The organism is Enterobacter cloacae complex sp. I2 (assembly GCF_014896205.1).
Taxonomy (GTDB): domain Bacteria; phylum Pseudomonadota; class Gammaproteobacteria; order Enterobacterales; family Enterobacteriaceae; genus Enterobacter; species Enterobacter quasihormaechei.
In genome coordinates this window covers 94,239-119,313 of record NZ_JADBRA010000007.1, presented here as the reverse complement: position 1 = coordinate 119,313, position 25,075 = coordinate 94,239, and the positions used below count along the sequence as shown (strand labels likewise).

Below are 25,075 nucleotides of genomic sequence, written 5' to 3'. Positions count from 1 at the left end.
GCTCATTAACAGGGTGCAAGACATCATGAAACCGTTTTATCATTTTTCGGATGAAGAAAACAAAGAATTAACCCGCTTCTTCCAGCAAATTGTTGTTAATCCTTATACGGATTATCAGGCATTTAAGCTTGCGGTTGCTGAGATTTGTTATTTTAGAGGGGTGCCAGGCTTTTTTGTCGATATTTGTACCGCAATTAAAAATGAACGCGAGTCGGGCGTAAGTGATATTCATGTATTACGCAATTGCCCACGGGATATCGACTTGCCGGAGTTGGATCCGGAAAATCCCATTAGCGATAAATATAAAAAGAAAAAAACATTTATCGGCGAGGTACTGCTGGAATGTTTTTCGCTGCTAACCGATACACCGTTATTAGCCTACGGCAGCCGTAATAATGGAGATTTCTTTACCGATGTTATTGCTATTCGCAAATACAGCGGGCAATTAACGGGTTTTAGCGATAGTGAACTGGTCTACCATAACGACCGTACCGCTCACGCGGTACGCGCTGATTTCGTCACGCTTTTGGGTCTACGCAGCCCGGACGAGGAGCTGATTTTTACCGGCTATATTGACGGCAAAGCCATTCTGGCGCACCTGACGGACGACCAGCAGGCGGCGCTTCGCCAGCCGTGGTATCGCACCCAGTTTGACGTTTACTCCCGTGAAACCAACCGCCGTCAGGTGAGCTCGCCGGATCACGCCATTTTGAAAAATCACCATAGCATTCGTTACCTGGATACGTTGACTCACGTTGCGCCAGAGGCGCCCAATGAGGCAAAAGACGCCCTGATTGCTTTTATGCAGGCGATGACCAAAGCGGATAAACAGCGCCACCGGATTTTGCAGGGCGACCTTTTAACCTTCGCCAACCAGGATGGATTGCACAACCGGGAAAAAATTGAAATTAAGGATAAAGAGAATGCCGCGCGCCGCTGGCTATTAAAAACCTATGCATTCCGCGATCGGCAAACTGCCGAGAAATATCAGGAACACTGGCATAACGGTATTTTTGGCCGGGTTGAAGATTAGTCCGCTTCGCAAAATTTATTTCTTTATTTAACGGAACATGCACGATGAGAAACGTCGCCGATCGCGTAAAGCGTATAGGTTTATCAGAAACCTATGCCATTCTCGATAAAGTTAAAACCATGCAGGCGGAAGGGAAAGTTATTTATGATTTAGGCGGCGGCGAGCCTGATTTTGCCACGCCAAATCATATTACTAATTACACTATAACGGCGATGAAAAATGGCATGACCCATTACACCGCCAGTAAAGGTACGCCTGGATTATTAAAAGCCATCGCCAGCCAGCTCTTTGAAGAAAACCAGCTGCCGGTTCAGTGGAATAAAAATATTATTGTGACGCCTTCGGCGAAACACGCGCTGTTTATTACGCTGATGACGCTGCTGAATCCTGGCGATGAAATAGTGATCCCCACCCCCTGCTGGGTGAGCTATATCGCGATGGCGGAAATGGCCGGGGCGAAGCCGGTGACCCTGCCGCTGGCAAAAGAGAATCAGTTCTTCCTCACCCGTCAGGCGCTAGAAAGTTGCATCACCGCGAAAACCCGCGTGCTGTTGCTTAATAACCCGAACAACCCCACCGGGCGGGTGTTAACAACAGAGGAGATCGACGCGGTCTGCCAGGTCGCGCAGAAGCATGACCTGTTCGTGGTGATGGATGAAATTTACGAACATATCCGCTATCTGCCGGGGCGCCATCGTAGCCTCGCGGCGGAACCCGGCATGTTTGAGCGTACCGTCACTATCAGCGGTTTCTCCAAAGCCTGGGCGATGACCGGCTGGCGGCTCGGCTACCTCAGCGCGCCGGAAACTCTGCTCAATGAAATTCTTAAAGTTCAGCAGCACAGCGTGGGATGCGCCGGCTCCTTCGTGCAGCAGGGCGGGTTGGCCGCGCTGATTGGTGACCGTCAGCCGATGCTGGATATGGTGGCGCACTACCGTCAGCGCAGGGATCTGGTGGTAAACCGGCTAAACGCCATTCCGGGGATCGCCTGCCGGGCGCCGGAGGGAGGACTGTATGTTTACGCCGACATCAGCGGCCTGGGTATGGGGGACGCCCGGGCTGTAACACACTGGCTGCTGACTCACGCCCATGTTGCCGTCACGCCGGGTACCGCATTCGGCAAGGAGGAATCCAGCGCGATTCGCCTGTCGTTTGCCGGGGCGACTGACACGCTTATCGCCGCGCTGGATAGCATCAGCCAGGCGCTCGCTGACTGCCCGTATCCGCTAAAGCAGGTGGCGTCATGAGCGAAGCGCTTCGAATCGCCATTATTGGCAATGGCCCTCGGGCGCTTTCGGTACTTGAACGCCTCGCCGCGCGTTTACAGGACCAGCCGGACGCCGGGGTGGAAATCCACTATATCGATAAACAGCACCCCGGAACGGGCCGTATCTGGCGCCAGGAACAGGATGCCGCTTTCGTCATGAATACCGTAGCGGAAGAAGTCTCCGCCTTTTCCGGCGAAGGCGACGTGGCAACGGCTCGTCCAGGCTGCGGCCCTTCGCTCGCCGCCTGGTGGCGTGCCACGCGGGACGACTTCCCTGGCGAGAATGCCTGGGCGCCGCGTGCGCTGTATGGCGAATATATGCACTTCGTTCTGAACTGCATCAAAGCCTCGTTTAGCCCGGCGCAGCGCTTTTGCCCTCGACAGGCGGAGGTAACAGACATAGTGCCGTTGAACAATAGCCGGGCGGTGCTGTTATTTCGCGATGGTGAAACCCTCACGGTAGACCGCGTGGTTATTGCCAGCGGCCATCCCCGTAACAGCCTGAGCGAACAGGAGCAGCGCTGGCAGGCCTATGCAGACACTCATCCGTCGCTGCGCTGGGTGCCTGGCGATTCAGCCGCCGATATGCCGCTGGAGGAGATCGCCCCCGGCAGCGCCGTCGGCATTTTAGGACTGGGGCTGTCGTTTCTGGATGTCATGGCGGCGTTAACCACCGGGCGCGGCGGCCAGTTTATTGAGCAGGCCGATGGCTCACTGCGCTATCAACCCTCCGGGCGCGAGCCGCGTCTGGTGGCCGGTTCACGCAGTAGTCTGCCCATCCCCGGCCGTGGGCGTAACCAGAAGCCCCCTAACTTCCGCTATCAAAGCGTGCTTTTTACCCAGGAGCGTGCCGAGGCCCTGGCCGCCCGCGGACAACTCGATTTTGATCGCGACGTGCTGCCGCTGCTGATGGCAGAGGTCAACCTGACCTGGTACGCCACCACGCTGCGCCAGCGTTTTGGCCTTTCCGCCGAGCTGGAATTTCGTGCCTGCGCGCAGGCGCTGGAGGATGAGGCGTTTGATAGCCTGCCGGACATCGCCGCGCGCTTTGGCCTCACCGATGTGCCTGCACTGGATATTTATCAGCTCGGCGATCCCTTTCGTGAGCGCCGGTTCATCTCCGCGAGCCATTTCCACGCCGCGCTGCGCGAAGAGCTGGTTCGCGATAGTGAACACGCGGAGGGAGGTAACGTGGATAACCCGCTTAAGGCAGCACTGGATACGCTGCGCGATACTCGCGGGCTGGTGCGCAGAGTAGTGGATTTCGGCGGTCTGGCTCCGGCCTCGTTTCGCGATGCGTTTCTCTCCCGCTACTCCCCGGTGAGTGCGCTGCTTTCCGCCGGGCCGCCGCGCTACCGAACCCGACAAATGCTCGCTCTGATTGACGCCGGCATTCTGGCGGTCGTCGGGCCGCGTATGCAGATCACCTGCGGCGTGGAAAGCGCTGCTTTTGAGCTCTCTTCCCCACAGGTGGAAGGGGCCGTGTGGCGCGTAGAGACGCTGCTGGACGCCAGGGTGCCGGGGCAGGATCTGACGCGGGATCTATCGCCGCTGACTCAGGCGCTGCGCCAGCGTGGTCTCTGGCAAAACTTCACCGTGGAAGATGCCGATACCCGCTTTCAGACCGGCGGCGTGGCGGTTACCCGCGCGCCATATCATCCCCTTAACCAGCAGGGGAAGGCGGTTCCCCAGCTTTACGTTATTGGTATTCCCAGCGAACACACGCGCTGGTTTATGTCCGCTGGCAGCAGCCGCCCGGGCTATTGGACTGATTTTATCTGCGATGCGGATGCCATTGCAGAACACATCTTAACGGCGCTACCCGCTGCCGATCTTAAGCAGGAATAAAGACGATGAAAAAAATGGCGTTACTGATGTTGGATTTTCTCAATGAGATAGTCCATCCCGATGGCGTATACGCGCAGATGGGTTACTACCAGCAGGTGCGGGAAAAAGGGGTGATTAAACAGGCTGCTCAGGCGCTGGCAGGGGCGCGTGCCGCTCATACTCCGGTGGTGCATGTGGTAGTTGGTTTTTCTGAAAACTACGTTGAATGCCCAACCGGCTCCGAGGTTTTTGATATCGCACGTCGCAACCGGCTGTTGCGTTTTGACACTTGGTCGACGGATATCGTCGAAGCGCTGGCACCGCTGCCGGAGGAGAGCATTGTCCGCAAGCATCGGGTTGATCCGTTTTACCAGACCAGCCTTGAATTGACGCTGCGAAGCATGGGCGTGGACACGCTGGTGCTGGCCGGCGTTTCTACCGAGTTTGTGGTGCTGGCGACGGCGATGAGCGCCCACGATCGCGGTTTTCACGTCGTAGTGCTGGAAGATGCCGTTGCGGCGGTGAATAACGTGAAACATCTGGCGGCTCTGGAGGTGATTGGCAGTACCGCTGAACGGCGAAAAACCGCCGATCTTTTCCCGGCTCGCCGGACGTTTAATGCCACTCAGGAGGCCCTCTGATGACAGAAGTTGCAACGACTCTGCTGCGCGGCGCGCGCCACCGCTGGAAAGTGTTGGGTATTGGCGTAGCGGCCAACGCCTGTTTCTCAATGGTGGTAGGAGGCTTGCCGGCGACGGCGGTCTTTATGCGTGCCGATTACAACATCAGCAATGCCGAGCTGGGGTTCGTGCTTGGGATGCTGGGATTGGGGATCGCGATTAGCGAGCTGCCCTGGGGGCTTTTGACCGACCGCTGGGGCGACCGCCCGATCCTGCTGACCGGCTTGTTAAGTACCGGCGCGATGTTGCTGCTGATGGCGGCCTTTGCCGCGCCGCATAACGGTTTTATTCCCGCATACGGCCTGCTTATTACCGGAGTGTTGTTTATCGGACTGCTTGGCAGCAGCGTAAACGGCTCCAGCGGCAGGGCGATCATGGCCTGGTTTCAGGAGGGGGAGCGCGGTCTGGCGATGAGTATCCGTCAGACCGCGGTACCGATGGGCTATGGGATTGGCGCGTTACTTCTCCCCTGGCTGGCGGCTACATGGGGGTTTGTAACGATGTTTATCGTCTCTGCGCTGCTGTGCGCCGTGGTGGGTTTTTATGCCTGGCTGTGGTTGCACGAGCCGGATCGCGTCGGGGGCAATACGGCTCAGGCCGCTACTGCGTCTGCCGTACCGGGCAAAGGGCCGCTGTACGATCCTGCCATCTGGAAAATCGTGCTGGCAATCGGCATTCTCTGCGGGCCGCAGTTCGCGCTGCTCACTTTCGGATCGGTCTTCCTGCACGACTTCGCCCATATCGACGTGGCCGTAGTGTCCGTGTGCCTGGCGGTTATCCAGGTTGGGGCGATGGTGTCGCGCATCTGGAGCGGACGCTGGACGGACAAAAATAAAAACCGTAAGCGTTATCTCAAAAGCTGCACGCTGATAAGCATTCTGGCTTTTGTGCTGCTGAGCGTGCTGGTAGGCATCTGGCCGACTCTGCCGCATCAGGGAGCAACCCTTGCCTTACTGGCGGCGCTATTTATCCTCTCCGGCGTGGTGGTCTCAGCCTGGCATGGCGTGGCCTATACCGAGCTGGCGTCAATGGCGGGGGCAAAACGCGCCGGAACAGCGCTGGCAATGGGCAACACCAGCGTGTTCGTGGTGATGTTTATCACTCCGATCGCTATCCCTTGGATGCAAACGCACTTTAGCTGGAGCAGCGTCTGGCTCGCCTCAGCGGCGTGTGCGGTTATTGCGCTCTGGTTTTTCCCGAAGGTGGAGAAAAAGCAGGAGAACGCAGCATGAGCGCGCATGTGACCAGTGGTAAATATTGCCCGATGCCGCAGCCTGAACTGCCGAACCGACAGTGGCCGACACGCGCGCTGCTCCACGCACCACGCTGGTGTAGCGTTGATCTGCGCGACGGCAACCAGGCGCTGCCGGAGCCAATGAACCCTCAGCAAAAGCGGGCACTTTATCAGCAGTTGGTAGCGATGGGCTACAAAGAGATTGAAGTAGGTTTTCCCGCCGCCTCGGAAACCGACTACCAGTTTGTACGAACCCTGATAGACGACGGGTTGATCCCCGATGACGTACGCATCCAGGTGCTGACGCAGGCGCGAGAAAACCTTATCGCCGACACCGTTGCCGCCCTGAATGGGGTAAAAGAGGCGGTGGTGCATCTCTATAACTCTACGTCGTTACAGCAGCGCGAGCAGGTCTTTAATCTCAGCCGCGCTGGGGTGATCGAACTGGCGCTACAGGGCGTGCGCTGGCTGCTGGAGGAGATGGCAAAGGTGGAGCAAAATTGGGTGCTGGAGTACTCCCCGGAGAGTTTTACTGCCACCGAGATGGATTTTGCGCTGGAGATTTGCAACGCGGTTATCGACCTGTGGGTGGGGAAGACGGGGCGGGAGGTGATCATCAACCTGCCAGCAACCGTCGAGCTGGCTTCGCCAAACGTCTATGCCGACCAGATTGAATGGATCTCAGGTAAGCTTCGCCACCGCCAGAAGGTGACGCTTTGCGTGCATCCTCATAACGATCGCGGTTGCGCGGTGGCGGCAGCGGAAATGGCGTTGCTTGCGGGCGCTGAACGTGTAGAAGGCACACTGTTTGGCAACGGCGAACGTACCGGCAATGTCGATCTGGTCACGCTGGGGTTAAACCTGTTGGTGCAGGGCGTCGATCCGCTGATTGATTTCAGCCAGCTTCCGCAGGTGGTGAATGTCTATGAGTCGGCGACGGGAATGACGGTGCCGCCGCGCCATCCCTACGCCGGAAGCCTGGTATTCACCGCCTTTTCCGGTTCGCATCAGGATGCGATCCGCAAATCAATGGAGCTGCAAAAATACCGCACCCGTTGGGATGTGCCCTATTTACCCCTCGACCCGCACGATATTGGCCGTAGCTACGAAGGGATCATCCGCATCAATGGTCAGTCGGGCAAAGGAGGACTAGGCTACCTGCTGGATTATTACTACGGCATTCGCCCGCCGCGCCCGCTGCTTATTCGCTTTCAGCAGCACATACAGACGCTGGCGGACGCCAGTAACCAGGAGCTGGAGCACGCGTTTCTGCACCAGCAATTTCACGCGTTTTTTGCGACCTGTGACAGTATCAGCGAAGCGCATCCCGGCGGTACGCCCGCAGAATTTCACCCCCAGTGGGATAGCCATCGGCTGGGAGCATCACAGGTGATGAGCTATGTCTGGGGAACGTGGCAGGGCGAACTGGTATACGGTATCGGGCTGGATATTAGTGAAGAGAAAAGCCGCCACCGTGCCTGGGGGCAGCTGTTGCGCTCGCTGCCGGTGAGCGTGATCAGCGTGCCGCTGTAACACACTTGCGCCGCACAAGCTTCATGCGGCGCGAGTTTTTAGCGCTTCTCCCACCCGTTCGCCTGAGCCGTAAACCCTAACGCCTGCATAAACGCCGCCATCACGCCGCGATCCTCCACGCCCACGTCGGCCATCCACCAGGAGGTCACGCTCGGGTTTTCGCGGATCACCTCTTCAATTAAATACTGCCCGACCCCACGGCGGCGGGTCACGTCGCGCACGCGAAGCGAGTCCAGCGCGCCTTCCGTACCGCTCAGCGTTATGCGAACGGCGGCCAGCAGGCGCTCGTTAAAACGCGCGGCATAAATGCGGTGGTTCTCATCGACGGCCAACGACGAAGGGGAATATTCCGGCCAGATCTTGCCCAGGTCGATATGATCCTGTTCGCTAAAGGTCACCAGACGAACGATTGTCAGTTTCATTAGCTGCTTGTCCAAATCAAAAAAAGTAGGGCCAGTGTACTCAATTTATTTGCTCAGGCGCGTTCTCTTTTTATTCACGTTTGCCAGGTGATTCGTTTTTTAGCGGCGACATGGGCAGTTCGAAAACACATGGATTGAAAAATAAGCAGGATTTTAACCTGAAGGGCAGTGATTTATTCCGCGCATTGTACCGTTATTTTATGCTGCAAAACGCGCTTTTATTTGTTTATCTCTGCCTGAATTCAGAATATTATCTTTCCTTAATCTCCTGAAAAATAGAGATATTAGTCTGGTTTTTGATAAAAAACCGCGCTAAACCCTTAAAGGCACTGGTAAAAATAGCGTTGTTCATTAAAAGTACAGAATGCTTTTTAACCATAATAAAACAAAATATAAACATCACTTCACGAATGGGGATTCTGAGATGAAAAGGAACGCGAAGACGTTAATCGCGGGGATGGTCGCACTGTCGATCTCGCATATCGCTATGGCGGAGGACATTAAAGTTGCGGTAGTGGGTGCGATGTCCGGTCCTGTTGCCCAGTGGGGTGACATGGAGTTCAACGGTGCGCGCCAGGCCATAAAAGACATCAACGCTAAGGGCGGCATCAAGGGCGACAAACTGGTGGGCGTGGAATATGACGACGCCTGCGATCCGAAACAGGCCGTCGCGGTCGCCAACAAAATCGTTAATGATGGCATCCAGTATGTCATTGGCCACCTCTGCTCGTCCTCCACGCAGCCCGCGTCCGACATCTACGAGGACGAAGGCATTCTGATGATCACTCCGGGCGCCACCAACCCGGAGCTGACCCAGCGCGGCTATCAGCACATCATGCGTACCGCCGGCCTGGACTCTTCTCAGGGACCGACCGCCGCCAAATATATCCTCGAGACCGTCAAGCCACAGCGTATCGCCATCATTCATGACAAGCAGCAGTATGGCGAAGGTCTGGCGCGCTCCGTGCAGGACGGCCTGAAAAAAGGCGGCGCGAACATCGTCTTCTTCGACGGCATTACCGCCGGTGAAAAAGACTTCTCCGCGCTGATCGCCCGCCTGCAAAAAGAGAATATCGACTTCGTCTACTACGGCGGCTACTACCCGGAAATGGGCCAGATGCTGCGCCAGGCGCGCGCCACCGGCCTGAAAACCCAGTTTATGGGGCCAGAAGGCGTGGGCAATGCCTCTCTGTCCAACATCGCGGGGGATTCTGCCGAAGGCATGCTGGTCACCATGCCAAAACGCTATGATCAGGATCCGGCCAACAAAGCTATCGTGGATGCGCTCAAGGCGCAGAAGAAAGATCCGAGCGGTCCGTACGTCTGGATCACCTACGCGGCCGTGCAGTCTCTGGCAACGGCAATGGACCGTACCGGCAGCAAAGAACCGCTGGATCTGGTGAAAGATTTAAAAGCACACGGGGCGAACACCGTGATTGGGCCGCTGAACTGGGATGAGAAAGGCGATCTGAAGGGATTTGAATTTGGTGTCTTTAAGTGGCACGCCGACGGGTCTTCCTCGGTCGCCAAATAATTATCCCACCGCCCGGCTCTCCGGGCGGGTATAAAAAGGTTTGCATATGTCCGAGCAGTTTCTCTACTTTTTGCAGCAGATGTTTAACGGCGTCACGCTGGGAAGCACCTACGCGCTGATCGCCATCGGCTATACGATGGTTTACGGCATTATCGGCATGATCAACTTCGCCCATGGCGAGGTGTACATGATCGGTAGCTACGTCTCCTTTATGATCATCGCCGCGCTGATGATGATGGGCATCGACAGCAGCTGGCTGCTGGTGGCCGCCGGGTTTGTCGGCGCGATTGTGATCGCCAGCGCCTACGGCTGGAGCATTGAGCGCGTGGCCTACCGGCCGGTGCGCAGCTCCAAGCGCCTGATTGCGCTGATTTCCGCGATTGGTATGTCGATCTTCCTGCAAAACTACGTCAGCCTGACCGAAGGCTCGCGCGATGTGGCGCTGCCAAGCCTGTTTAACGGCCAGTGGATTGTGGGGGCCAGCGAAAACTTCTCTGCCTCTGTCACTACCATGCAGCTGGTTATCTGGGTTGTCACCTTCCTGGCGATGCTGGCCCTGACCGTTTTCATCCGCTACTCCCGCATGGGACGCGCCTGCCGCGCCTGTGCGGAAGATCTGAAGATGGCGAGTCTGCTCGGCATCAACACCGACCGCGTCATCGCTCTGACCTTCGTGATTGGCGCCGCAATGGCGGCGGTGGCGGGGGTTCTGCTCGGCCAGTTCTACGGCGTAATTAACCCGTACATCGGCTTTATGGCCGGGATGAAAGCCTTCACCGCGGCGGTACTGGGCGGCATCGGCAGCATTCCGGGCGCGATGATCGGCGGCCTGATCCTGGGCGTGGCGGAGGCGCTCTCCTCGGCGTACCTGAGCACCGAATATAAAGACGTGGTGTCGTTTGCCCTGCTGATTTTGGTTCTGCTGGTGATGCCTACCGGTATTCTGGGCCGTCCGGAGGTAGAGAAAGTATGAAACCGATGCATTTTGCTATGGCGTTGCTCTCTGCCGCCATGTTCTTCGTACTGGCGGGCGTCTTTATGGGCGTCCAGTTAGGGCTGGACGGCACGAAACTGGTGGTCGATACCGCCCCCGACATCCGCTGGCAGTGGGTGTTTATCGGCACCGCCGTGGTGTTTCTGTTCCAGCTGTTGCGTCCGCTTTTCCAGAAGACGCTGAAAAACGTCTCCGGGCCGAAGTTCGTTCTGCCGGCAATCGACGGTACCACGGTAAAGCAGAAGCTGTTCCTCGTGGCGCTGCTGGTGGCTGCCGTGGCGTGGCCGTTTATGGTGTCGCGCGGCACGGTGGACATCGCCACCCTGACCATGATTTATGTGATCCTCGGCCTCGGTCTGAACGTGGTGGTGGGGCTGTCCGGCCTGCTGGTGCTGGGCTACGGCGGTTTCTACGCTATCGGCGCGTACACCTTCGCGCTGCTGAACCACTATTACGGCCTCGGCTTCTGGACCTGTCTGCCGCTGGCGGGGCTGGTCTCTGCCGCCGCAGGCTTCCTGCTCGGCTTCCCGGTGCTGCGCCTGCGCGGTGACTACCTGGCGATTGTGACCTTAGGCTTCGGCGAAATTGTCCGTATCCTGCTGCTCAACAACACCGAAGTGACCGGCGGGCCGAACGGCATCAGCCAGATCCCGAAGCCGACCTTCTTCGGCCTGGAGTTCAGCCGTACCGCCCGCGAAGGCGGCTGGGATACCTTCAGCAACTTCTTCGGCATCAAATATGACCCGTCCGACCGCGTGATCTGGCTCTACCTGGTGGCGCTGCTGCTGGTGGTCATTACCCTGTTCGTGATCAACCGCCTGCTGCGCATGCCGCTGGGCCGCGCGTGGGAAGCGCTGCGCGAAGATGAGATCGCCTGCCGCTCTCTGGGCCTGAACCCGACCCGCATCAAGCTGACCGCGTTTACCATCAGCGCCGCGTTTGCCGGTTTCGCCGGCACGCTGTTCGCCGCGCGCCAGGGCTTCGTCAGCCCCGAGTCGTTCACCTTTGCCGAATCGGCCTTTGTGCTGGCGATCGTGGTGCTTGGCGGGATGGGCTCGCAGTTCGCCGTGATCCTCGCGGCCATCCTGCTGGTGGTCTCCCGCGAGCTGATGCGCGACTTTAACGAATACAGCATGCTGATGCTGGGTGGTTTGATGGTGCTGATGATGATCTGGCGTCCGCAGGGCCTCCTGCCGATGACGCGTCCACAGCTGAAGCTTAAGCGTGCGGAAGCGAAAGGAGAGCAGGCATGAGTCAGCCATTATTATCCGTTAACGGTCTGATGATGCGTTTTGGCGGCCTGCTGGCGGTCAACAACGTGAACCTGGATCTGCATAAAAAAGAGATCGTCTCCCTGATTGGCCCGAACGGCGCGGGGAAAACCACGGTCTTCAACTGCCTGACCGGTTTCTACAAGCCGACGGGCGGCACCATCATGCTGCGCGACCAGCACCTGGAAGGGCTGCCGGGCCAGCAGATTGCCCGCATGGGCGTGGTGCGTACCTTCCAGCACGTGCGCCTGTTCCGCGAGATGACGGTGATTGAGAACCTGCTGGTGGCACAGCATCAGCAGTTGAAAACCGGCCTGTTCTCCGGCCTGCTGAAAACCCCGGCCTTCCGCCGCACGCAGGAGGAGGCGCTCGATCGCGCCGCCACCTGGCTCGACCGTATCGGCCTGCTCCAGCACGCCAACCGGCAGGCGAGCAACCTGGCCTATGGCGACCAGCGTAGGCTGGAGATTGTACGCTGCATGGTGACCCAGCCGGAGATCCTGATGCTCGACGAACCGGCGGCAGGCCTCAACCCGAAAGAGACCAAAGAGCTGGACGAGCTGATTGCCGAGCTGCGCGATCATCACGACACCACCATCCTGCTGATTGAGCACGACATGAAGCTGGTGATGGGCATTTCGGACCGTATCTACGTGGTAAACCAGGGCACGCCGCTGGCAAACGGCACGCCGGAAGAGATCCGCAACAACCCGGACGTGATCCGCGCATACCTTGGTGAGGCATAAGATGGAAAAAGCGATGTTAACGTTCGACAAGGTCAATGCGCACTACGGCAAGATCCAGGCGCTGCACGACGTCAGCCTGCACATCAATCAGGGTGAAATCGTCACCCTGATTGGCGCCAACGGCGCGGGAAAAACCACGCTGCTCGGCACCCTGTGCGGCGACCCGCGCGCCACCAGCGGGCGGATTGTGTTTGATGGCAAAGATATTACCGACTGGCAGACTGCCAGAATTATGCGTGAAGCGGTGGCGATTGTCCCGGAAGGGCGCCGCGTCTTCTCACGTATGACGGTGGAAGAGAACCTGGCGATGGGCGGCTTTTTTGCTGACCGCGACCAGTATCACACCCGTATCAAATGGGTGTACGAACTCTTCCCGCGCCTGTGGGAGCGCCGCATCCAGCGTGCGGGCACCATGTCCGGCGGTGAACAGCAGATGCTGGCGATTGGCCGCGCGCTGATGAGCCAGCCGCGCCTGCTGCTGCTGGACGAACCGTCGCTCGGTCTTGCGCCGATCATCATCCAGCAGATTTTCGACACCATTGAGCAACTGCGCAAAGAGGGAATGACCATCTTCCTCGTCGAGCAGAACGCCAACCAGGCGCTGAAGCTCGCCGATCGCGGCTACGTGCTGGAGAATGGTCGCGTGGTGCTCGAGGATACCGGCGACGCGCTGCTGGCGAACGAAGCGGTGCGGAGTGCCTACCTGGGCGGCTGAGCCGTCTGTATTGCCCGGTGGCGCTACGCTTACCGGGCCTACGGATACCCTCCAGGCCGGGTAAGGCGCAGCCGCCACCCGGCTTTTTTCATATTAACCCCTTCACACAACCATCATCACCCTGACGCCTGGCCGTCACTTATCTGTAAACAAACAGTTATTTTTCTGTCATTCGAGCATGTCATGTTACCTCGCGAGCACAAAACGCGTGATATCGCGCATCCGGCATAATAAGAGAGATGACAATGACATCGTTACGACACACGGCTTTGGGTCTGGCAATCGGTCTGGCTTTTGCGACGAACGCAATGGCCGTGACCACCATTCCGTTCTGGCATTCCATGGAAGGGGAGTTGGGTAAAGAGGTTGACTCCCTGGCGCAGCGTTTCAACGACACCCACCCGGATTACAAAATTGTGCCGGTGTACAAAGGCAACTATGAGCAGAGCCTGAGCGCGGGCATCGCCGCCTTCCGTACCGGCAACGCGCCTGCACTGTTGCAGGTGTATGAAGTCGGCACCGCGACCATGATGGCCTCGAAAGCCATCAAACCGGTCTACGAAGTGTTCAAAGACGCGGGCATCAACTTTGACGAATCCCAGTTCGTGCCGACCGTCTCCGGTTACTACACCGATTCCAAAACCGGCCACCTGCTGTCCCAGCCGTTTAACAGCTCCACGCCGGTGCTGTACTACAACAAAGATGCCTTCAAAAAAGCGGGCCTGGATCCGGATCAGCCGCCAAAAACCTGGCAGGATCTGGCCGAGTACACCGCGAAGCTGAAAGCGGCGGGCATGAAGTGCGGCTACGCCAGCGGCTGGCAAGGCTGGATCCAGATTGAGAACTTCAGCGCCTGGCACGGCCTGCCGGTTGCCACCAAAAACAACGGCTTCGACGGCACCGACGCGGTTCTGGAGTTCAACAAGCCGGAGCAGGTGAAGCACATCGCGCTGCTGGCGGATCTGAACAAGAAGGGCGACTTCAGCTACTTCGGGCGTAAAGACGAATCCACCGAGAAGTTCTACAACGGCGACTGCGCCATTACCACCGCGTCTTCCGGCTCGCTGGCGGATATCCGTCACTACGCCAAATTCAACTACGGCGTGGGCATGATGCCGTACGACGCCGACGTAAAAGGCGCGCCGCAGAACGCCATCATCGGCGGGGCCAGCCTGTGGGTGATGCAGGGTAAAGACAGCGGCACCTACAAAGGCGTAGCCGAGTTCCTCGACTTCCTGGCGAAGCCGGAAAACGCGGCCGAATGGCACCAGAAAACCGGCTATCTGCCGATCACCAAGGCCGCGTACGACCTGACCCGCGAGCAGGGCTTCTACAGCAAAAACCCGGGCGCGGACATCGCGACGCGTCAGATGCTGAACAAGCCGCCGTTGCCGTTCACCAAAGGCCTGCGTCTGGGCAACATGCCGCAGATCCGCACCATCGTGGATGAAGAGCTGGAAAGCGTGTGGACCGGGAAGAAAACCCCGCAGCAGGCGCTGGACTCTGCGGTAGAGCGCGGCAATCAGCTGCTGCGCCGCTTTGAGCAGTCGACGAAATCGTAATCGCTGAAACGCCCGGTGGCGCTTCGCTTACCGGGCCTACGATGTGCCCCATCCAGGCCGGGTAAGGCGCAGCCGCCACCCGGCATTGTTCAGGAATCAAATCTCCATGTCCTCATCCCGTCCGGTGTTTCGTTCCCGCTGGCTGCCGTACCTGCTGGTCGCGCCTCAGCTGGTCATCACCGTTATCTTCTTCATCTGGCCTGCGGGCGAAGCGCTGTGGTACTCGGTACAAAGCGTCGATCCGTTCGGGCTGTCCAGCCAGTTCGTTGGGCTGGACAACTTTACGGCGCTGTTCCACGACAGCTATTACCTGGACTCCTTCTGGACGACGATCAGGTTCAGCGCGCTGGTGACCGTGAGCGGCCTTGTCGTGTCGCTGTTTTTCGCCGCGCTGGTGGATTACGTGGTGCGCGGCAGCCGCCTGTATCAGACCCTGATGCTGCTGCCTTACGCCGTGGCCCCCGCCGTGGGTGCCGTGCTGTGGATCTTCCTGTTTAACCCCGGCCGCGGGCTGATTACCCATTTTCTGGCGGAATTCGGCTATGACTGGAACCACGCCCAGAACAGCGGTCAGGCGATGTTCCTCGTGGTGTTCGCCTCGGTGTGGAAGCAGATCAGCTATAACTTCCTGTTCTTCTTCGCCGCGCTGCAATCCATTCCGCGTTCGCTGGTGGAGGCCGCCGCCATCGACGGCGCAGGGCCGGTGCGCCGCTTCTTCAGGCTGTCGCTGCCGCTGATCGCCCCGGTCAGCTTCTTCCTGCTGGTGGTAAACCTCGTGTACGCCTTCTTCGATACCTTCCCGGTGATCGACGCCGCCACTGCGGGCGGTCCGGTGCAGGCGACCACCACGCTTATCTACAAGATCTACCGCGAAGGGTTTGCCGGACTCGATCTCTCGGCCTCTGCCGCGCAGTCCGTCGTGCTGATGTTCCTCGTCATCATCCTCACGGTAGTGCAGTTCCGCTATGTCGAAAGTAAGGTGCGCTACCAATGATTGAGAACCGTCGCGGGCTGACGATTTTCAGCCATACCCTGCTGATCCTGGGTATCCTCGTTATCCTGTTCCCGCTGTACGTGGCCTTTGTCGCCGCCACGCTGGACACCAAAGCGGTGTTCGACACGCCGATGACGCTGATCCCGGGCGGGCACCTTTTCGAAAACATGAAGACCATCTGGACCCAGGGCGTGGGCGCCAACAGCGCGCCGTTCTGGCTGATGATGCTCAACAGCTTCATCATGGCGTTCGGCATTACGGTGGGCAAAATCACGGTGTCGATGCTCTCGGCCTTCGCCATCGTCTGGTTTCGCTTTCCGCTGCGTAACCTGTTCTTCTGGATGATTTTCATCACCCTGATGCTGCCGGTGGAGGTGCGTATCTTCCCGACCGTGGAGGTGATCGCCAACCTGAAGATGCTGGACAGCTACGCGGGCTTAACCCTGCCGCTGATGGCCTCGGCGACCGCCACCTTCCTGTTCCGCCAGTTCTTTATGACCCTGCCGGACGAGCTGATTGAGGCCGCGCGCATCGACGGTGCCTCCCCGATGCGCTTCTTCCGCGACATCGTGCTGCCGCTGTCGAAAACCAACCTCGCGGCGCTGTTTGTGATCACCTTTATCTACGGCTGGAACCAGTACCTGTGGCCGCTGCTGATCGTTCAGGACGTTAACCTCGGCACCGCCGTGGCGGGCATCAAAGGCATGATCGCCACCGGTGAAGGCACCACCCTCTGGAACCAGGTGATGGCGGCGATGCTGCTTACCCTAATCCCACCCGTAGTCATTGTTTTAGCCATGCAGCGCGCGTTTGTCCGCGGCCTGGTCGATAGCGAGAAATAAGATGGCAGGTTTAAAACTTCAGGCAGTTACCAAAAGCTGGGACGGTAAAACCCAGGTCATTCAGCCGCTGACGCTCGACGTGGCGGACGGCGAATTTATCGTGATGGTCGGCCCGTCCGGCTGCGGGAAGTCCACGCTGCTGCGCATGGTGGCGGGGCTGGAGCGCGTCACGTCCGGAGATATCTGGATTGACCGCCAGCGCGTCACCGAGATGGAGCCAAAAGATCGCGGCATCGCGATGGTGTTCCAGAACTATGCCCTCTATCCGCACATGAGCGTGGAGGAGAACATGGCCTGGGGGCTGAAAATTCGCGGCATGGGCAAAGGCCATATCGCCGAGCGCGTAAAAGAAGCCGCGCGCATTCTGGAACTTGACGGCCTGCTTAAGCGCCGCCCGCGCGAGCTCTCCGGCGGCCAGCGCCAGCGCGTGGCGATGGGGCGCGCCATCGTGCGCGACCCTGCGGTATTCCTGTTCGACGAACCGCTCTCGAATCTCGACGCCAAGCTGCGCGTGCAGATGCGCCTTGAGCTACAGCAGCTGCATCGCCGTCTGAAAACCACGTCCCTCTATGTCACCCACGATCAGGTCGAAGCCATGACCCTCGCCCAGCGCGTGATGGTGATGAACAAAGGCATTGCCGAGCAGATTGGCACGCCGGTGGAGGTCTACGAAAAACCGGCCAGCCGTTTTGTGGCGAGCTTTATCGGCAGCCCGGCGATGAACCTGCTGGACGGGCGGATCAATGCTGCGGGAACCCACTTTGAACTGGAAAGCGGGATGGCGTTACCGATCAACTGGTACTATCGTGGGTACGCCGGGCGTAAGATGACGCTCGGCATCCGCCCGGAGCATATTGGCTTAACGTCTCAGGCGGACGGCGGCGTGCCGCTGGTGATGGACACGCTGGAGATGCTGGGCGCCGATAACCTGGCGCACGGGCGCTGGGGCGAGCAAAAGCTGGTGGTGCGCCTGCCGCATCAGGAGCGCCCGAAGGCAGGTAGCACGCTGTGGCTGCATATGCCGGAAAATCACCTGCACTTATTTGACGGTGAAACAGGACAACGAGTATGAGCAACTGGCCTTACCCCCACATCGTCGCCCACCGTGGCGGCGGTAAACTGGCGCCGGAGAACACCCTGGCGGCGATTGACGCTGGCGCACGCTACGGCCACACGATGATCGAGTTTGACGCCAAGCTGTCGAAAGACGGCGAAATTTTCCTGCTGCATGACGACAACCTCGAACGCACCAGCAACGGCTGGGGCGTGGCGGGCGAACTGCCGTGGCGCGATCTGCTGAAGGTGGACGCCGGAAGCTGGTTCAGCGGTGATTTCAAAGGCGAGCCGCTGCCGCTACTGGCGGAAGTGGCGGACCGGTGTCGTCAACACGGCATGATGGCTAACATCGAAATCAAACCGACCACCGGCACCGGGCCGCTGACGGGCAAAGTGATTGCGCTGGCCGCGCGTGAGCTGTGGGAAGGCATGACGCCGCCGCTGCTCTCCTCGTTTGACATCGACGCGCTGGAAGCCGCACAGGCGGCTGTGCCTGAGCTGCCGCGCGGGCTGCTGCTGGACGACTGGCGTGAGGACTGGCGCGAACTGACGGGCCGCTTAGGCTGCGTCTCTATCCATCTGAACCATAAGCTGCTGGATGCGGCGCGGGTCAAAATGCTGAAAGACGCAGGTCTGCATATCCTGGTCTACACCGTCAACAAACCCCAGCGTGCAGCCGAACTGCTGCGCTGGGGCGTAGACAGCATCTGTACCGATGCGATTGACCAGATCGGGCCAGACTTTATTTATTAAGCATGCTGCCGTTCTGCTGGGTCGGCAGCATATGCTGCTGACCGCTGCTTTGCGACATCCCGCCACCTAACATCCCGCCGTTTGGGTTTTGCAGCGGCTGCTCGCGCATCTGGCCCTGCTGCACGCGCTGGGTGTTAGCGTTCATCTGGTTTTGCAGGTGCTGCTGCTGCACCTGGGTCTGCGTCTTTAACTGCTGGTTGAGCATCCCTTTCTGCTGTTGTTGCTGGCTCATCATCTCCGTCTGCATACGCTGCTGGCTCGGAATGACGTAGCCCGGCTGGTTCGGGTTGTTCAGGGTGTTAATGGGCTGTGCGAGCGCGGCGAACGGGAGCAGCGCGGTCAGGATCAGGAATCGTTTCATGGTTATCTCCTCCTTTGAGGCGTCTCTTAAGTTTACCTCTAAACCAGCATAACGATGATTTTTTAAGAGTTGTGAACCAGGCTTAAGCGGGGAATATGGACCCCTTCACCTGGAGAACAATAATGATGAAACCAACCTTTTTGCGCTGGGTCGCCCTCGCTGCGCTGATGGCAGGCGGCACATTTACCGTGGCGGCCAACCCGCCCGCCGCTCCTCCGGTCTCTTACGGCGTGGAGGAGGATGTTTTTCACCCCGTGCGGGCCACGCACGGCATGGTGGCCTCGGTTGACGCGCTGGCAACCCAGGTGGGCGTCGATATTCTTAAGCAGGGCGGTAACGCGGTGGACGCGGCGGTCGCGGTCGGGTACGCGCTGGCGGTAACGCACCCGCAGGCGGGGAACCTGGGCGGCGGCGGGTTTATGATGCTGCGCACCAAAGACGGTAAAACCACGGCCATCGACTTCCGTGAGATGGCGCCGAATCAGGCCTCCCGCGATATGTTCCTCGACGATCAGGGCAACCCGGACAGCAAAAAATCCCTGACATCGCACCTTGCGTCCGGCACGCCTGGCACCGTTGCGGGCTTCTCGCTGGCGCTGGAAAAATACGGCACGCTGCCGCTGAACAAGGTGGTGCAGCCTGCTATCAAGCTGGCGCGTGACGGCTTTGTGGTGAACGACGCGCTGGCGGACGACCTCAAAACCTACGGCAGTGAAGTGATTCCGAATCACGAAAACAGCAAGGCGATTTTCTGGAAAGACGGTGAGCCGCTGAAGAAGGGCGATAAGCTGGTGCAGAAAAACCTCGCCAGAAGCCTGGAGCTGATTGCGGAAAACGGTCCTGACGCCTTCTATAAAGGGGCGATTGCCGATCAGATTGCCGACGAGATGCAGAAGAACGGCGGGCTCATTACCAAAGCGGACCTGGCAGAATACAAGGCGGTGGAGCGCGAGCCGATTAGCGGCACCTATCGCGGGTACGACGTCTTCTCCATGCCGCCGCCGTCCTCCGGTGGCATTCACATCGTGCAGATCCTCAACATTCTTGAAAACTTTGATATGCACAAGTTCGGCTTCGGCAGCGCGGACGCCATGCAGGTGATGGCGGAAGCGGAAAAGCGTGCCTACGCCGACCGCTCGGAATACCTTGGCGATCCGGATTTCGTGAAGGTGCCGTGGCAGGCGCTGACCAACAAAGCGTATGCCAAATCGATTGCCGACGAGATCGACATCAACAAGGCGAAGCCGTCCAGCGAGATCCGCCCCGGCAAGCTGGCACCGTATGAAAGTAACCAGACCACGCATTTCTCGGTGGTGGATAAAGACGGTAACGCGGTGGCGGTGACCTATACGCTGAACACCACTTTCGGCACCGGGATCGTAGCGGGCAACAGCGGCATTTTGCTGAATAACGAGATGGATGATTTCTCGGCCAAGCCGGGCGTGCCGAACGTGTACGGGCTGGTCGGCGGGGATGCTAACGCCGTGGGGCCGAAGAAGCGTCCGCTGTCGTCCATGTCGCCAACCATCGTGGTGAAGGACGGTAAAACCTGGCTGGTGACCGGCAGCCCTGGCGGGAGCCGCATCATTACCACCGTGCTACAGATGGTGGTGAACAGCATCGATTTTGGCATGAACGTCGCCGAGGCGACCAATGCGCCGCGTTTCCATCATCAGTGGCTGCCGGATGAACTGCGCGTCGAGAAGGGCTTTAGCCCGGACACGATAAAACTGCTTGAGCAGCGCGGACAAAAGGTGGCGGTGAAAGAGGCGATGGGCAGCACCCAGAGCATTATGGTCGGGCCGGACGGGGCGCTGTTTGGCGCGTCGGACCCGCGTTCGGTAGATGATTTAACGGCGGGGTATTGATGTTTAGCCGGGTGGCGGCTTCGCCTTACCCGGCAACAAACTACTTCATTCGCGCCATATAATACGCATCCACGTACTCACCGTTGCGCAGGCCGTAGCGCTTGCCGGTGCCTTCAATTTCGAATCCGTGCTTTTTGTACACCGCGATTGCCGGTTCGTTATCCACAAACACCGTTAACTCAATGCGGTCGACGCGCAGCCAGTTGTCGCACATATCGATCATGGTACGCATCAGGGCGCTGGCGACGCCCCGGTTTTGCCACTGCGCACCCACACAAATTCCGAAATCGGCAACGTGGCTGCGACGTGGGCGCTGGGCTACGGCAATGCACAGGTGCCCGGCGACAGTCCCGTCGATGCAGGCGACCAGCTGTTTAATGCCGGGCTGATCGGTTAGCCGCTCCTGCCACATCTGCTCTGAGGGATGAGGAACCTGTAGCGTGTTGTGGTACACCTCCGGCTGGGCGTGGATCTGACGAATGGCGTCGTAATCTTTCGGTTCCGCGTGGCGTATCACTATCTCACTCATTCCTTGTTCCTCAGTCGGTTAAAAGTCCCTTCCAACATCATTGACTTTAAAATCTGAGTCAATCGCTATTTTTTGCAAAAAGTGTTGGACAAGTGCGAATGAGAATGATTATTATTGCTCTGCATTCAGGAAGACCTCCTACGGGAACCTGAAAGCACGACATTGCTCACATTGCTTCCAGTATTACTTTAGCCAGCTTCTCGCTGGCTTTTTTTTTGTTATGGTTAAACCCAGTAACCTTAAAAAGGACTGAGCCATGACACTACATTGCGCATTTATTGGATTTGGCAAAAGCACCACGCGTTACCACCTTCCGTACGTTCTCAACCGTAAAGACACCTGGCATGTAGCCCATATCTACCGTCGCAGCGCGAAGCCGGAAGAGCAGTCTCCGCAGTATTCCCATATTCACTTCACCAGCGATCTTGATGAAGTGCTTAACGATCCGCAGGTAAAGCTGGTGATCGTCTGCACTCACGCCGACAGCCACTTCGACTACGCGAAACGCGCGCTCGAAGCGGGCAAGAACGTACTGGTGGAAAAACCATTCACCCCAACGCTTGCCGAAGCCAGGGCGCTGTTCGCGCTGGCGAAAAGCAAAGGTCTGACCGTCACCCCGTACCAGAACCGTCGCTTTGACAGCTGCTTCCTGACGGCGAAAAAGGCGATCGAGAGCGGCAAGCTTGGCGATATTGTGGAGATAGAAAGCCACTTCGATTACTACCGTCCGGTGGCAGAAACCAAACCCGGCCTGCCGCAGGACGGCTCGTTCTACGGTCTGGGCGTACACACCATGGACCAGATCATCTCCCTGTTTGGCCGCCCGGACCACGTGGCGTACGATATCCGCAGCCTGCGCAATAAAGCCAACCCGGACGATACCTTCGAGGCGCAGCTGTTTTACGGCGACCTTAAGGCCATCGTTAAAACCAGCCATCTGGTGAAAATCGACTACCCGAAATTTATCGTTCACGGCACGAAGGGCTCGTTCATCCGGTACGGCATCGACCAGCAGGAGACCAGCCTGAAGGCCAACATCATGCCGGGCGAACCGGGCTTTGCGGCGGACGATGCCGTGGGCGTGCTGGAGTACGTGAACGATGAGGGCGTGACGGTCAGGGAAGAGCTGAAACCGGAAACCGGCGACTATGGCCGCGTCTACGATGCGCTGTATGAAACCCTCGCCAGCGGCACGCCGAATTACGTCAAGGAATCTGACGTTCTCACTAACCTGGAAATCCTTGAACGGGCATTCGAACAGGCTTCTCCTGCCACGGTAACCCTCGCCAGATAAGCAAAAACGGCTCCTCTGCGGTTGTTCATAATTTTTGAACAGAGGAGTCAATTTTCACCCTCTATGATCCCGGGCGGTTTGCGTCCACACTTACTCCATCGAAACGAACTGAGGGTGAAAACAATGATCTACTTACGCAAAGCAAACGAACGCGGTCACGCAAATCATGGCTGGCTGGACTCATGGCATTCATTCTCGTTTGCCGACTATTACGACCCGAACTTCATGGGCTTCTCCGCGCTCCGCGTCATTAACGACGACGTGATTGACGCAGGCCAGGGCTTCGGTACCCACCCGCACAAGGACATGGAAATCCTGACCTATGTGCTGGAAGGGGCGGTTGAGCACCAGGACAGCATGGGCAACAAAGAGCAGGTGCCGGCGGGTGAATTCCAGATTATGAGCGCGGGTACCGGGGTGCGTCACTCTGAGTACAACCCGAGCAAAACGGAAAAACTGCACCTGTATCAAATCTGGATCATTCCGGAAGAGACCGGCATCACGCCACGCTACGAGCAGCGCCGCTTCGACGCGAAACAGGGCAAACAGCTGGTGCTGTCCCCGGATGCGCGTGAAGGTTCTCTGAAGGTGCACCAGGATATGGAACTGTACCGCTGGGCGCTGGCGAAAGACGAACAGTCTGTCCATCAGATTGCCGCCAACCGCCGCGTCTGGATCCAGGTGGTGAAAGGGGAAGTGTCTATTAACGGCACGAAAGCCACAACCGCCGATGGCCTGGCTATCTGGGACGAGCAGGCGCTCTCCGTGTACGCCGACAGCGAAAGCGAAATCCTGCTGTTTGACCTGCCGCCGGTCTAAATAATTTCTCAACCTTCCCTTTAAACGGGGAAGGTTGAGCTTTGTCCGTGATAAACTGAGCAAATCTCTCACTTCAAGATTTCTCAGGACGATGAAAAAGAAACGCCCCGTACTTCAGGATGTCGCCGATCGCGTCGGTGTGACCAAAATGACGGTCAGCCGTTTTTTACGTAACCCGGAACAGGTTTCCGTGGCGTTGCGTGGCAAGATTGCCGCCGCCCTTGATGAACTGGGTTATATCCCCAACCGCGCACCCGATATTCTCTCCAATGCGACCAGCCGTGCGGTGGGCGTCCTGCTTCCTTCCTTAACCAACCAGGTTTTCGCCGAAGTGCTGCGCGGTATCGAAAGCGTCACCGATGCGTTTGGCTATCAGACCATGCTCGCCCACTACGGGTACAAGCCGGAACTGGAAGAGGAACGTCTTGAATCGATGCTTTCCTGGAACATCGACGGGCTGATTTTAACGGAACGTACCCACACGCCGCGCACGCTGAAAATGATTCAGGTGGCGGGCATTCCGGTGGTGGAACTGATGGACAGCCAGTCGCCGTGCCTCGACATTGCCGTTGGGTTCGATAACTTTGAAGCGGCGCGTCAGATGACGGCGGCCATTATTGCCCGCGGCCATCGCCATATCGCATACCTGGGTGCACGACTGGATGAACGTACTATCATCAAACAGAAGGGATACGAGCAGGCGATGCTCGACGCCGGTTTAACCCCGTACAGCGTAATGGTGGAGCAATCGTCATCTTATACGTCGGGTATTGAGCTGATGCGTCAGGCGCGACGCGAGTATCCGCAACTGGACGGTATTTTCTGTACCAACGATGACCTTGCGGTGGGCGCGGCGTTTGAGTGTCAGCGTCTGGGGCTGAAGATCCCTGATGACATGGCGATTGCCGGCTTCCACGGTCACGACATCGGCCAGGTGATGGAGCCGCGGCTGGCAAGCGTCCTGACCCCGCGCGAACGCATGGGGCGCATTGGTGCAGAACGCCTGCTGGCGCGCATTCGTGGTGAGGCAGTTACCCCTAAAATGTTAGATTTAGGTTTCACCTTGTCACCGGGTGGATCTATTTAATCCGACAAATTTGAAGTAGCTCACACTTATTCACATCGCGCACGTTTGGATATTGCTTCTCTTTTGCCCCGGCAGGACAATGTTACCGATAACTGTTACCCGTAACAATTGACTGAGGGACACCCTTTGAGCACGACTAATCACGATCACCACGTTTACGTCCTGATGGGCGTGTCCGGTAGCGGTAAATCTGCCGTGGCGAGCGAAGTGGCGCATCAACTCCAGGCTGCGTTTCTTGATGGTGACTTCCTCCATCCGCGCAGCAACATCATGAAAATGGCTTCCGGCGAGCCGCTGAACGACGACGACCGCAAACCGTGGTTGCAGGCGCTGAATGACGCCGCGTTCGCGATGCAGCGCACCAACAAAGTCTCCCTGATCGTCTGCTCCGCGCTGAAAAAAACCTATCGCGACCTGCTGCGCGACGGCAATCCGAACCTCTCTTTCATCTACCTGAAAGGCGATTTCGGGGTGATTGAAAGCCGTCTGAAGGCGCGTAAAGGCCACTTCTTCAAAACCCAGATGCTGGTCACGCAGTTCGAGGCGTTGCAGGAGCCGGGTGCTGACGAGCAGGATGTCTTAGTGGTTGATATCGATCAGCCGCTGGAAGGTGTTGTAGCCAGCACCATCGAGGTTATTAATAAAAGGCAGTAA

At 58.1% G+C, this 25,075-nt stretch carries 24 protein-coding genes; 21 read left to right on the top strand and 3 right to left on the bottom strand.

Going from position 1 to position 25,075, the window contains the following annotated elements:
* The first annotated feature begins 25 nt into the window (after positions 1–25).
* The 6 genes from IM300_RS08015 to IM300_RS07990 are packed head-to-tail and all read left to right on the top strand — an operon-like array spanning position 26 to position 7,574.
* A complete protein-coding gene (locus tag IM300_RS08015; protein ID WP_193036033.1) occupies positions 26–1,033 on the top strand; it encodes a TauD/TfdA family dioxygenase in 1,008 nt (335 codons plus the stop codon).
* Positions 1,034–1,077: 44 nt separating this feature from the next.
* Complete coding sequence (locus IM300_RS08010; RefSeq protein ID WP_107534118.1) at positions 1,078–2,280, top strand: pyridoxal phosphate-dependent aminotransferase; 1,203 nt, start codon at positions 1,078–1,080, stop codon at positions 2,278–2,280.
* A complete protein-coding gene (locus tag IM300_RS08005) occupies positions 2,277–4,148 on the top strand; it encodes an FAD/NAD(P)-binding protein (protein WP_193036031.1) in 1,872 nt (623 codons plus the stop codon). The genes IM300_RS08010 and IM300_RS08005 overlap by 4 nt, the downstream gene beginning before the upstream one ends.
* Before the next feature lie 5 nt (positions 4,149–4,153).
* Positions 4,154–4,768: a cysteine hydrolase family protein gene (locus tag IM300_RS08000; protein ID WP_107534116.1), complete on the top strand. Its 615-nt coding sequence runs from the start codon at positions 4,154–4,156 to the stop codon at positions 4,766–4,768.
* The gene (locus tag IM300_RS07995) at positions 4,768–6,039 is read left to right on the top strand and encodes an MFS transporter (RefSeq protein ID WP_107534115.1); all 1,272 of its coding nucleotides are present in this window, start codon (positions 4,768–4,770) and stop codon (positions 6,037–6,039) included. Before IM300_RS08000 ends, IM300_RS07995 begins: the two co-directional genes overlap by 1 nt.
* The gene (locus IM300_RS07990; protein WP_193036029.1) at positions 6,036–7,574 is read left to right on the top strand and encodes a 2-isopropylmalate synthase; all 1,539 of its coding nucleotides are present in this window, start codon (positions 6,036–6,038) and stop codon (positions 7,572–7,574) included. Before IM300_RS07995 ends, IM300_RS07990 begins: the two co-directional genes overlap by 4 nt.
* Before the next feature lie 38 nt (positions 7,575–7,612).
* On the opposite strand, the gene panM is transcribed toward IM300_RS07990, so the two are convergent.
* On the bottom strand, positions 7,613–7,996 hold the full coding sequence (gene panM, locus IM300_RS07985; RefSeq protein ID WP_193036027.1) for an aspartate 1-decarboxylase autocleavage activator PanM: 384 nt from the start codon (positions 7,994–7,996) through the stop codon (positions 7,613–7,615).
* Positions 7,997–8,420: 424 nt separating this feature from the next.
* On the opposite strand from panM, the gene livK reads away from it, so the two are divergent.
* From livK to ugpQ, 10 genes are all read left to right on the top strand, one after another.
* Positions 8,421–9,530 carry a high-affinity branched-chain amino acid ABC transporter substrate-binding protein LivK gene (livK, locus tag IM300_RS07980; RefSeq protein ID WP_193036025.1) on the top strand — a complete coding sequence of 370 codons (1,110 nt, stop codon included), beginning with the start codon at positions 8,421–8,423 and terminating at the stop codon, positions 9,528–9,530.
* A 46-nt stretch (positions 9,531–9,576) separates the two neighbouring features.
* Positions 9,577–10,503 (top strand): high-affinity branched-chain amino acid ABC transporter permease LivH, encoded by a 927-nt coding sequence (gene livH, locus IM300_RS07975; protein ID WP_063449544.1) that lies wholly within the window; start codon positions 9,577–9,579, stop codon positions 10,501–10,503.
* Positions 10,500–11,777 (top strand): high-affinity branched-chain amino acid ABC transporter permease LivM, encoded by a 1,278-nt coding sequence (locus tag IM300_RS07970; protein WP_063865377.1) that lies wholly within the window; start codon positions 10,500–10,502, stop codon positions 11,775–11,777. The genes livH and IM300_RS07970 overlap by 4 nt, the downstream gene beginning before the upstream one ends.
* Positions 11,774–12,541 carry a high-affinity branched-chain amino acid ABC transporter ATP-binding protein LivG gene (gene livG, locus IM300_RS07965; protein WP_006812274.1) on the top strand — a complete coding sequence of 256 codons (768 nt, stop codon included), beginning with the start codon at positions 11,774–11,776 and terminating at the stop codon, positions 12,539–12,541. Before IM300_RS07970 ends, livG begins: the two co-directional genes overlap by 4 nt.
* 1 nt (position 12,542) lies before the next feature.
* On the top strand, positions 12,543–13,256 hold the full coding sequence (livF, locus tag IM300_RS07960; protein ID WP_074177582.1) for a high-affinity branched-chain amino acid ABC transporter ATP-binding protein LivF: 714 nt from the start codon (positions 12,543–12,545) through the stop codon (positions 13,254–13,256).
* Positions 13,257–13,501: 245 nt separating this feature from the next.
* The gene (gene ugpB, locus IM300_RS07955) at positions 13,502–14,818 is read left to right on the top strand and encodes a sn-glycerol-3-phosphate ABC transporter substrate-binding protein UgpB (protein ID WP_193036023.1); all 1,317 of its coding nucleotides are present in this window, start codon (positions 13,502–13,504) and stop codon (positions 14,816–14,818) included.
* Between the two features lie 106 nt (positions 14,819–14,924).
* Entirely contained in the window at positions 14,925–15,812 is an 888-nt protein-coding gene (ugpA, locus tag IM300_RS07950; RefSeq protein WP_193036021.1) for a sn-glycerol-3-phosphate ABC transporter permease UgpA, read from the top strand.
* Positions 15,809–16,654 (top strand): sn-glycerol-3-phosphate ABC transporter permease UgpE, encoded by an 846-nt coding sequence (gene ugpE, locus IM300_RS07945; protein WP_045347706.1) that lies wholly within the window; start codon positions 15,809–15,811, stop codon positions 16,652–16,654. Before ugpA ends, ugpE begins: the two co-directional genes overlap by 4 nt.
* Position 16,655: 1 nt before the next feature.
* Complete coding sequence (locus tag IM300_RS07940; RefSeq protein ID WP_047718141.1) at positions 16,656–17,726, top strand: sn-glycerol-3-phosphate import ATP-binding protein UgpC; 1,071 nt, start codon at positions 16,656–16,658, stop codon at positions 17,724–17,726.
* Complete coding sequence (gene ugpQ / locus IM300_RS07935; protein WP_193036019.1) at positions 17,723–18,463, top strand: glycerophosphodiester phosphodiesterase; 741 nt, start codon at positions 17,723–17,725, stop codon at positions 18,461–18,463. Before IM300_RS07940 ends, ugpQ begins: the two co-directional genes overlap by 4 nt.
* Here the strand turns inward: ugpQ and IM300_RS07930 are convergent.
* Complete coding sequence (locus IM300_RS07930; RefSeq protein ID WP_063449537.1) at positions 18,453–18,824, bottom strand: DUF2756 family protein; 372 nt, start codon at positions 18,822–18,824, stop codon at positions 18,453–18,455. The genes ugpQ and IM300_RS07930 overlap by 11 nt on opposite strands.
* Positions 18,825–18,946: 122 nt before the next feature.
* Here IM300_RS07930 and ggt point away from each other — a divergent pair, with 122 nt between their 5' ends.
* A complete protein-coding gene (ggt, locus tag IM300_RS07925; RefSeq protein ID WP_173937192.1) occupies positions 18,947–20,692 on the top strand; it encodes a gamma-glutamyltransferase in 1,746 nt (581 codons plus the stop codon).
* A gap of 40 nt (positions 20,693–20,732) precedes the next feature.
* Here ggt and yhhY read toward each other — a convergent pair whose 3' ends face one another.
* Positions 20,733–21,221 carry an N-acetyltransferase gene (gene yhhY / locus IM300_RS07920; RefSeq protein WP_193034091.1) on the bottom strand — a complete coding sequence of 163 codons (489 nt, stop codon included), beginning with the start codon at positions 21,219–21,221 and terminating at the stop codon, positions 20,733–20,735.
* A 256-nt stretch (positions 21,222–21,477) separates the two neighbouring features.
* Here yhhY and IM300_RS07915 point away from each other — a divergent pair, with 256 nt between their 5' ends.
* The 4 genes from IM300_RS07915 (at position 21,478) to gntK (ending at position 25,075) form a co-directional block, all read left to right on the top strand.
* Entirely contained in the window at positions 21,478–22,515 is a 1,038-nt protein-coding gene (locus IM300_RS07915) for an oxidoreductase (RefSeq protein WP_193036017.1), read from the top strand.
* A 123-nt stretch (positions 22,516–22,638) separates the two neighbouring features.
* The gene (locus IM300_RS07910) at positions 22,639–23,334 is read left to right on the top strand and encodes a pirin family protein (RefSeq protein WP_193036015.1); all 696 of its coding nucleotides are present in this window, start codon (positions 22,639–22,641) and stop codon (positions 23,332–23,334) included.
* 91 nt (positions 23,335–23,425) lie between these two features.
* Positions 23,426–24,421: a gluconate operon transcriptional repressor GntR gene (gene gntR, locus IM300_RS07905; protein WP_063865382.1), complete on the top strand. Its 996-nt coding sequence runs from the start codon at positions 23,426–23,428 to the stop codon at positions 24,419–24,421.
* Positions 24,422–24,547: 126 nt separating this feature from the next.
* Positions 24,548–25,075 (top strand): gluconokinase, encoded by a 528-nt coding sequence (gene gntK, locus IM300_RS07900; protein WP_003861569.1) that lies wholly within the window; start codon positions 24,548–24,550, stop codon positions 25,073–25,075.

Coding starts and splice junctions, on each gene's coding strand:
- IM300_RS08015 (WP_193036033.1), top strand. CDS start 26: ATGAAACCGTTTTATCATTTTTCGGATGAAGAAAACAAAGAATTAACC.
- IM300_RS08010 (WP_107534118.1), top strand. CDS start 1,078: ATGAGAAACGTCGCCGATCGCGTAAAGCGTATAGGTTTATCAGAAACC.
- IM300_RS08005 (WP_193036031.1), top strand. CDS start 2,277: ATGAGCGAAGCGCTTCGAATCGCCATTATTGGCAATGGCCCTCGGGCG.
- IM300_RS08000 (WP_107534116.1), top strand. CDS start 4,154: ATGAAAAAAATGGCGTTACTGATGTTGGATTTTCTCAATGAGATAGTC.
- IM300_RS07995 (WP_107534115.1), top strand. CDS start 4,768: ATGACAGAAGTTGCAACGACTCTGCTGCGCGGCGCGCGCCACCGCTGG.
- IM300_RS07990 (WP_193036029.1), top strand. CDS start 6,036: ATGAGCGCGCATGTGACCAGTGGTAAATATTGCCCGATGCCGCAGCCT.
- panM (WP_193036027.1), bottom strand. CDS start 7,996: ATGAAACTGACAATCGTTCGTCTGGTGACCTTTAGCGAACAGGATCAT.
- livK (WP_193036025.1), top strand. CDS start 8,421: ATGAAAAGGAACGCGAAGACGTTAATCGCGGGGATGGTCGCACTGTCG.
- livH (WP_063449544.1), top strand. CDS start 9,577: ATGTCCGAGCAGTTTCTCTACTTTTTGCAGCAGATGTTTAACGGCGTC.
- IM300_RS07970 (WP_063865377.1), top strand. CDS start 10,500: ATGAAACCGATGCATTTTGCTATGGCGTTGCTCTCTGCCGCCATGTTC.
- livG (WP_006812274.1), top strand. CDS start 11,774: ATGAGTCAGCCATTATTATCCGTTAACGGTCTGATGATGCGTTTTGGC.
- livF (WP_074177582.1), top strand. CDS start 12,543: ATGGAAAAAGCGATGTTAACGTTCGACAAGGTCAATGCGCACTACGGC.
- ugpB (WP_193036023.1), top strand. CDS start 13,502: ATGACATCGTTACGACACACGGCTTTGGGTCTGGCAATCGGTCTGGCT.
- ugpA (WP_193036021.1), top strand. CDS start 14,925: ATGTCCTCATCCCGTCCGGTGTTTCGTTCCCGCTGGCTGCCGTACCTG.
- ugpE (WP_045347706.1), top strand. CDS start 15,809: ATGATTGAGAACCGTCGCGGGCTGACGATTTTCAGCCATACCCTGCTG.
- IM300_RS07940 (WP_047718141.1), top strand. CDS start 16,656: ATGGCAGGTTTAAAACTTCAGGCAGTTACCAAAAGCTGGGACGGTAAA.
- ugpQ (WP_193036019.1), top strand. CDS start 17,723: ATGAGCAACTGGCCTTACCCCCACATCGTCGCCCACCGTGGCGGCGGT.
- IM300_RS07930 (WP_063449537.1), bottom strand. CDS start 18,824: ATGAAACGATTCCTGATCCTGACCGCGCTGCTCCCGTTCGCCGCGCTC.
- ggt (WP_173937192.1), top strand. CDS start 18,947: ATGATGAAACCAACCTTTTTGCGCTGGGTCGCCCTCGCTGCGCTGATG.
- yhhY (WP_193034091.1), bottom strand. CDS start 21,221: ATGAGTGAGATAGTGATACGCCACGCGGAACCGAAAGATTACGACGCC.
- IM300_RS07915 (WP_193036017.1), top strand. CDS start 21,478: ATGACACTACATTGCGCATTTATTGGATTTGGCAAAAGCACCACGCGT.
- IM300_RS07910 (WP_193036015.1), top strand. CDS start 22,639: ATGATCTACTTACGCAAAGCAAACGAACGCGGTCACGCAAATCATGGC.
- gntR (WP_063865382.1), top strand. CDS start 23,426: ATGAAAAAGAAACGCCCCGTACTTCAGGATGTCGCCGATCGCGTCGGT.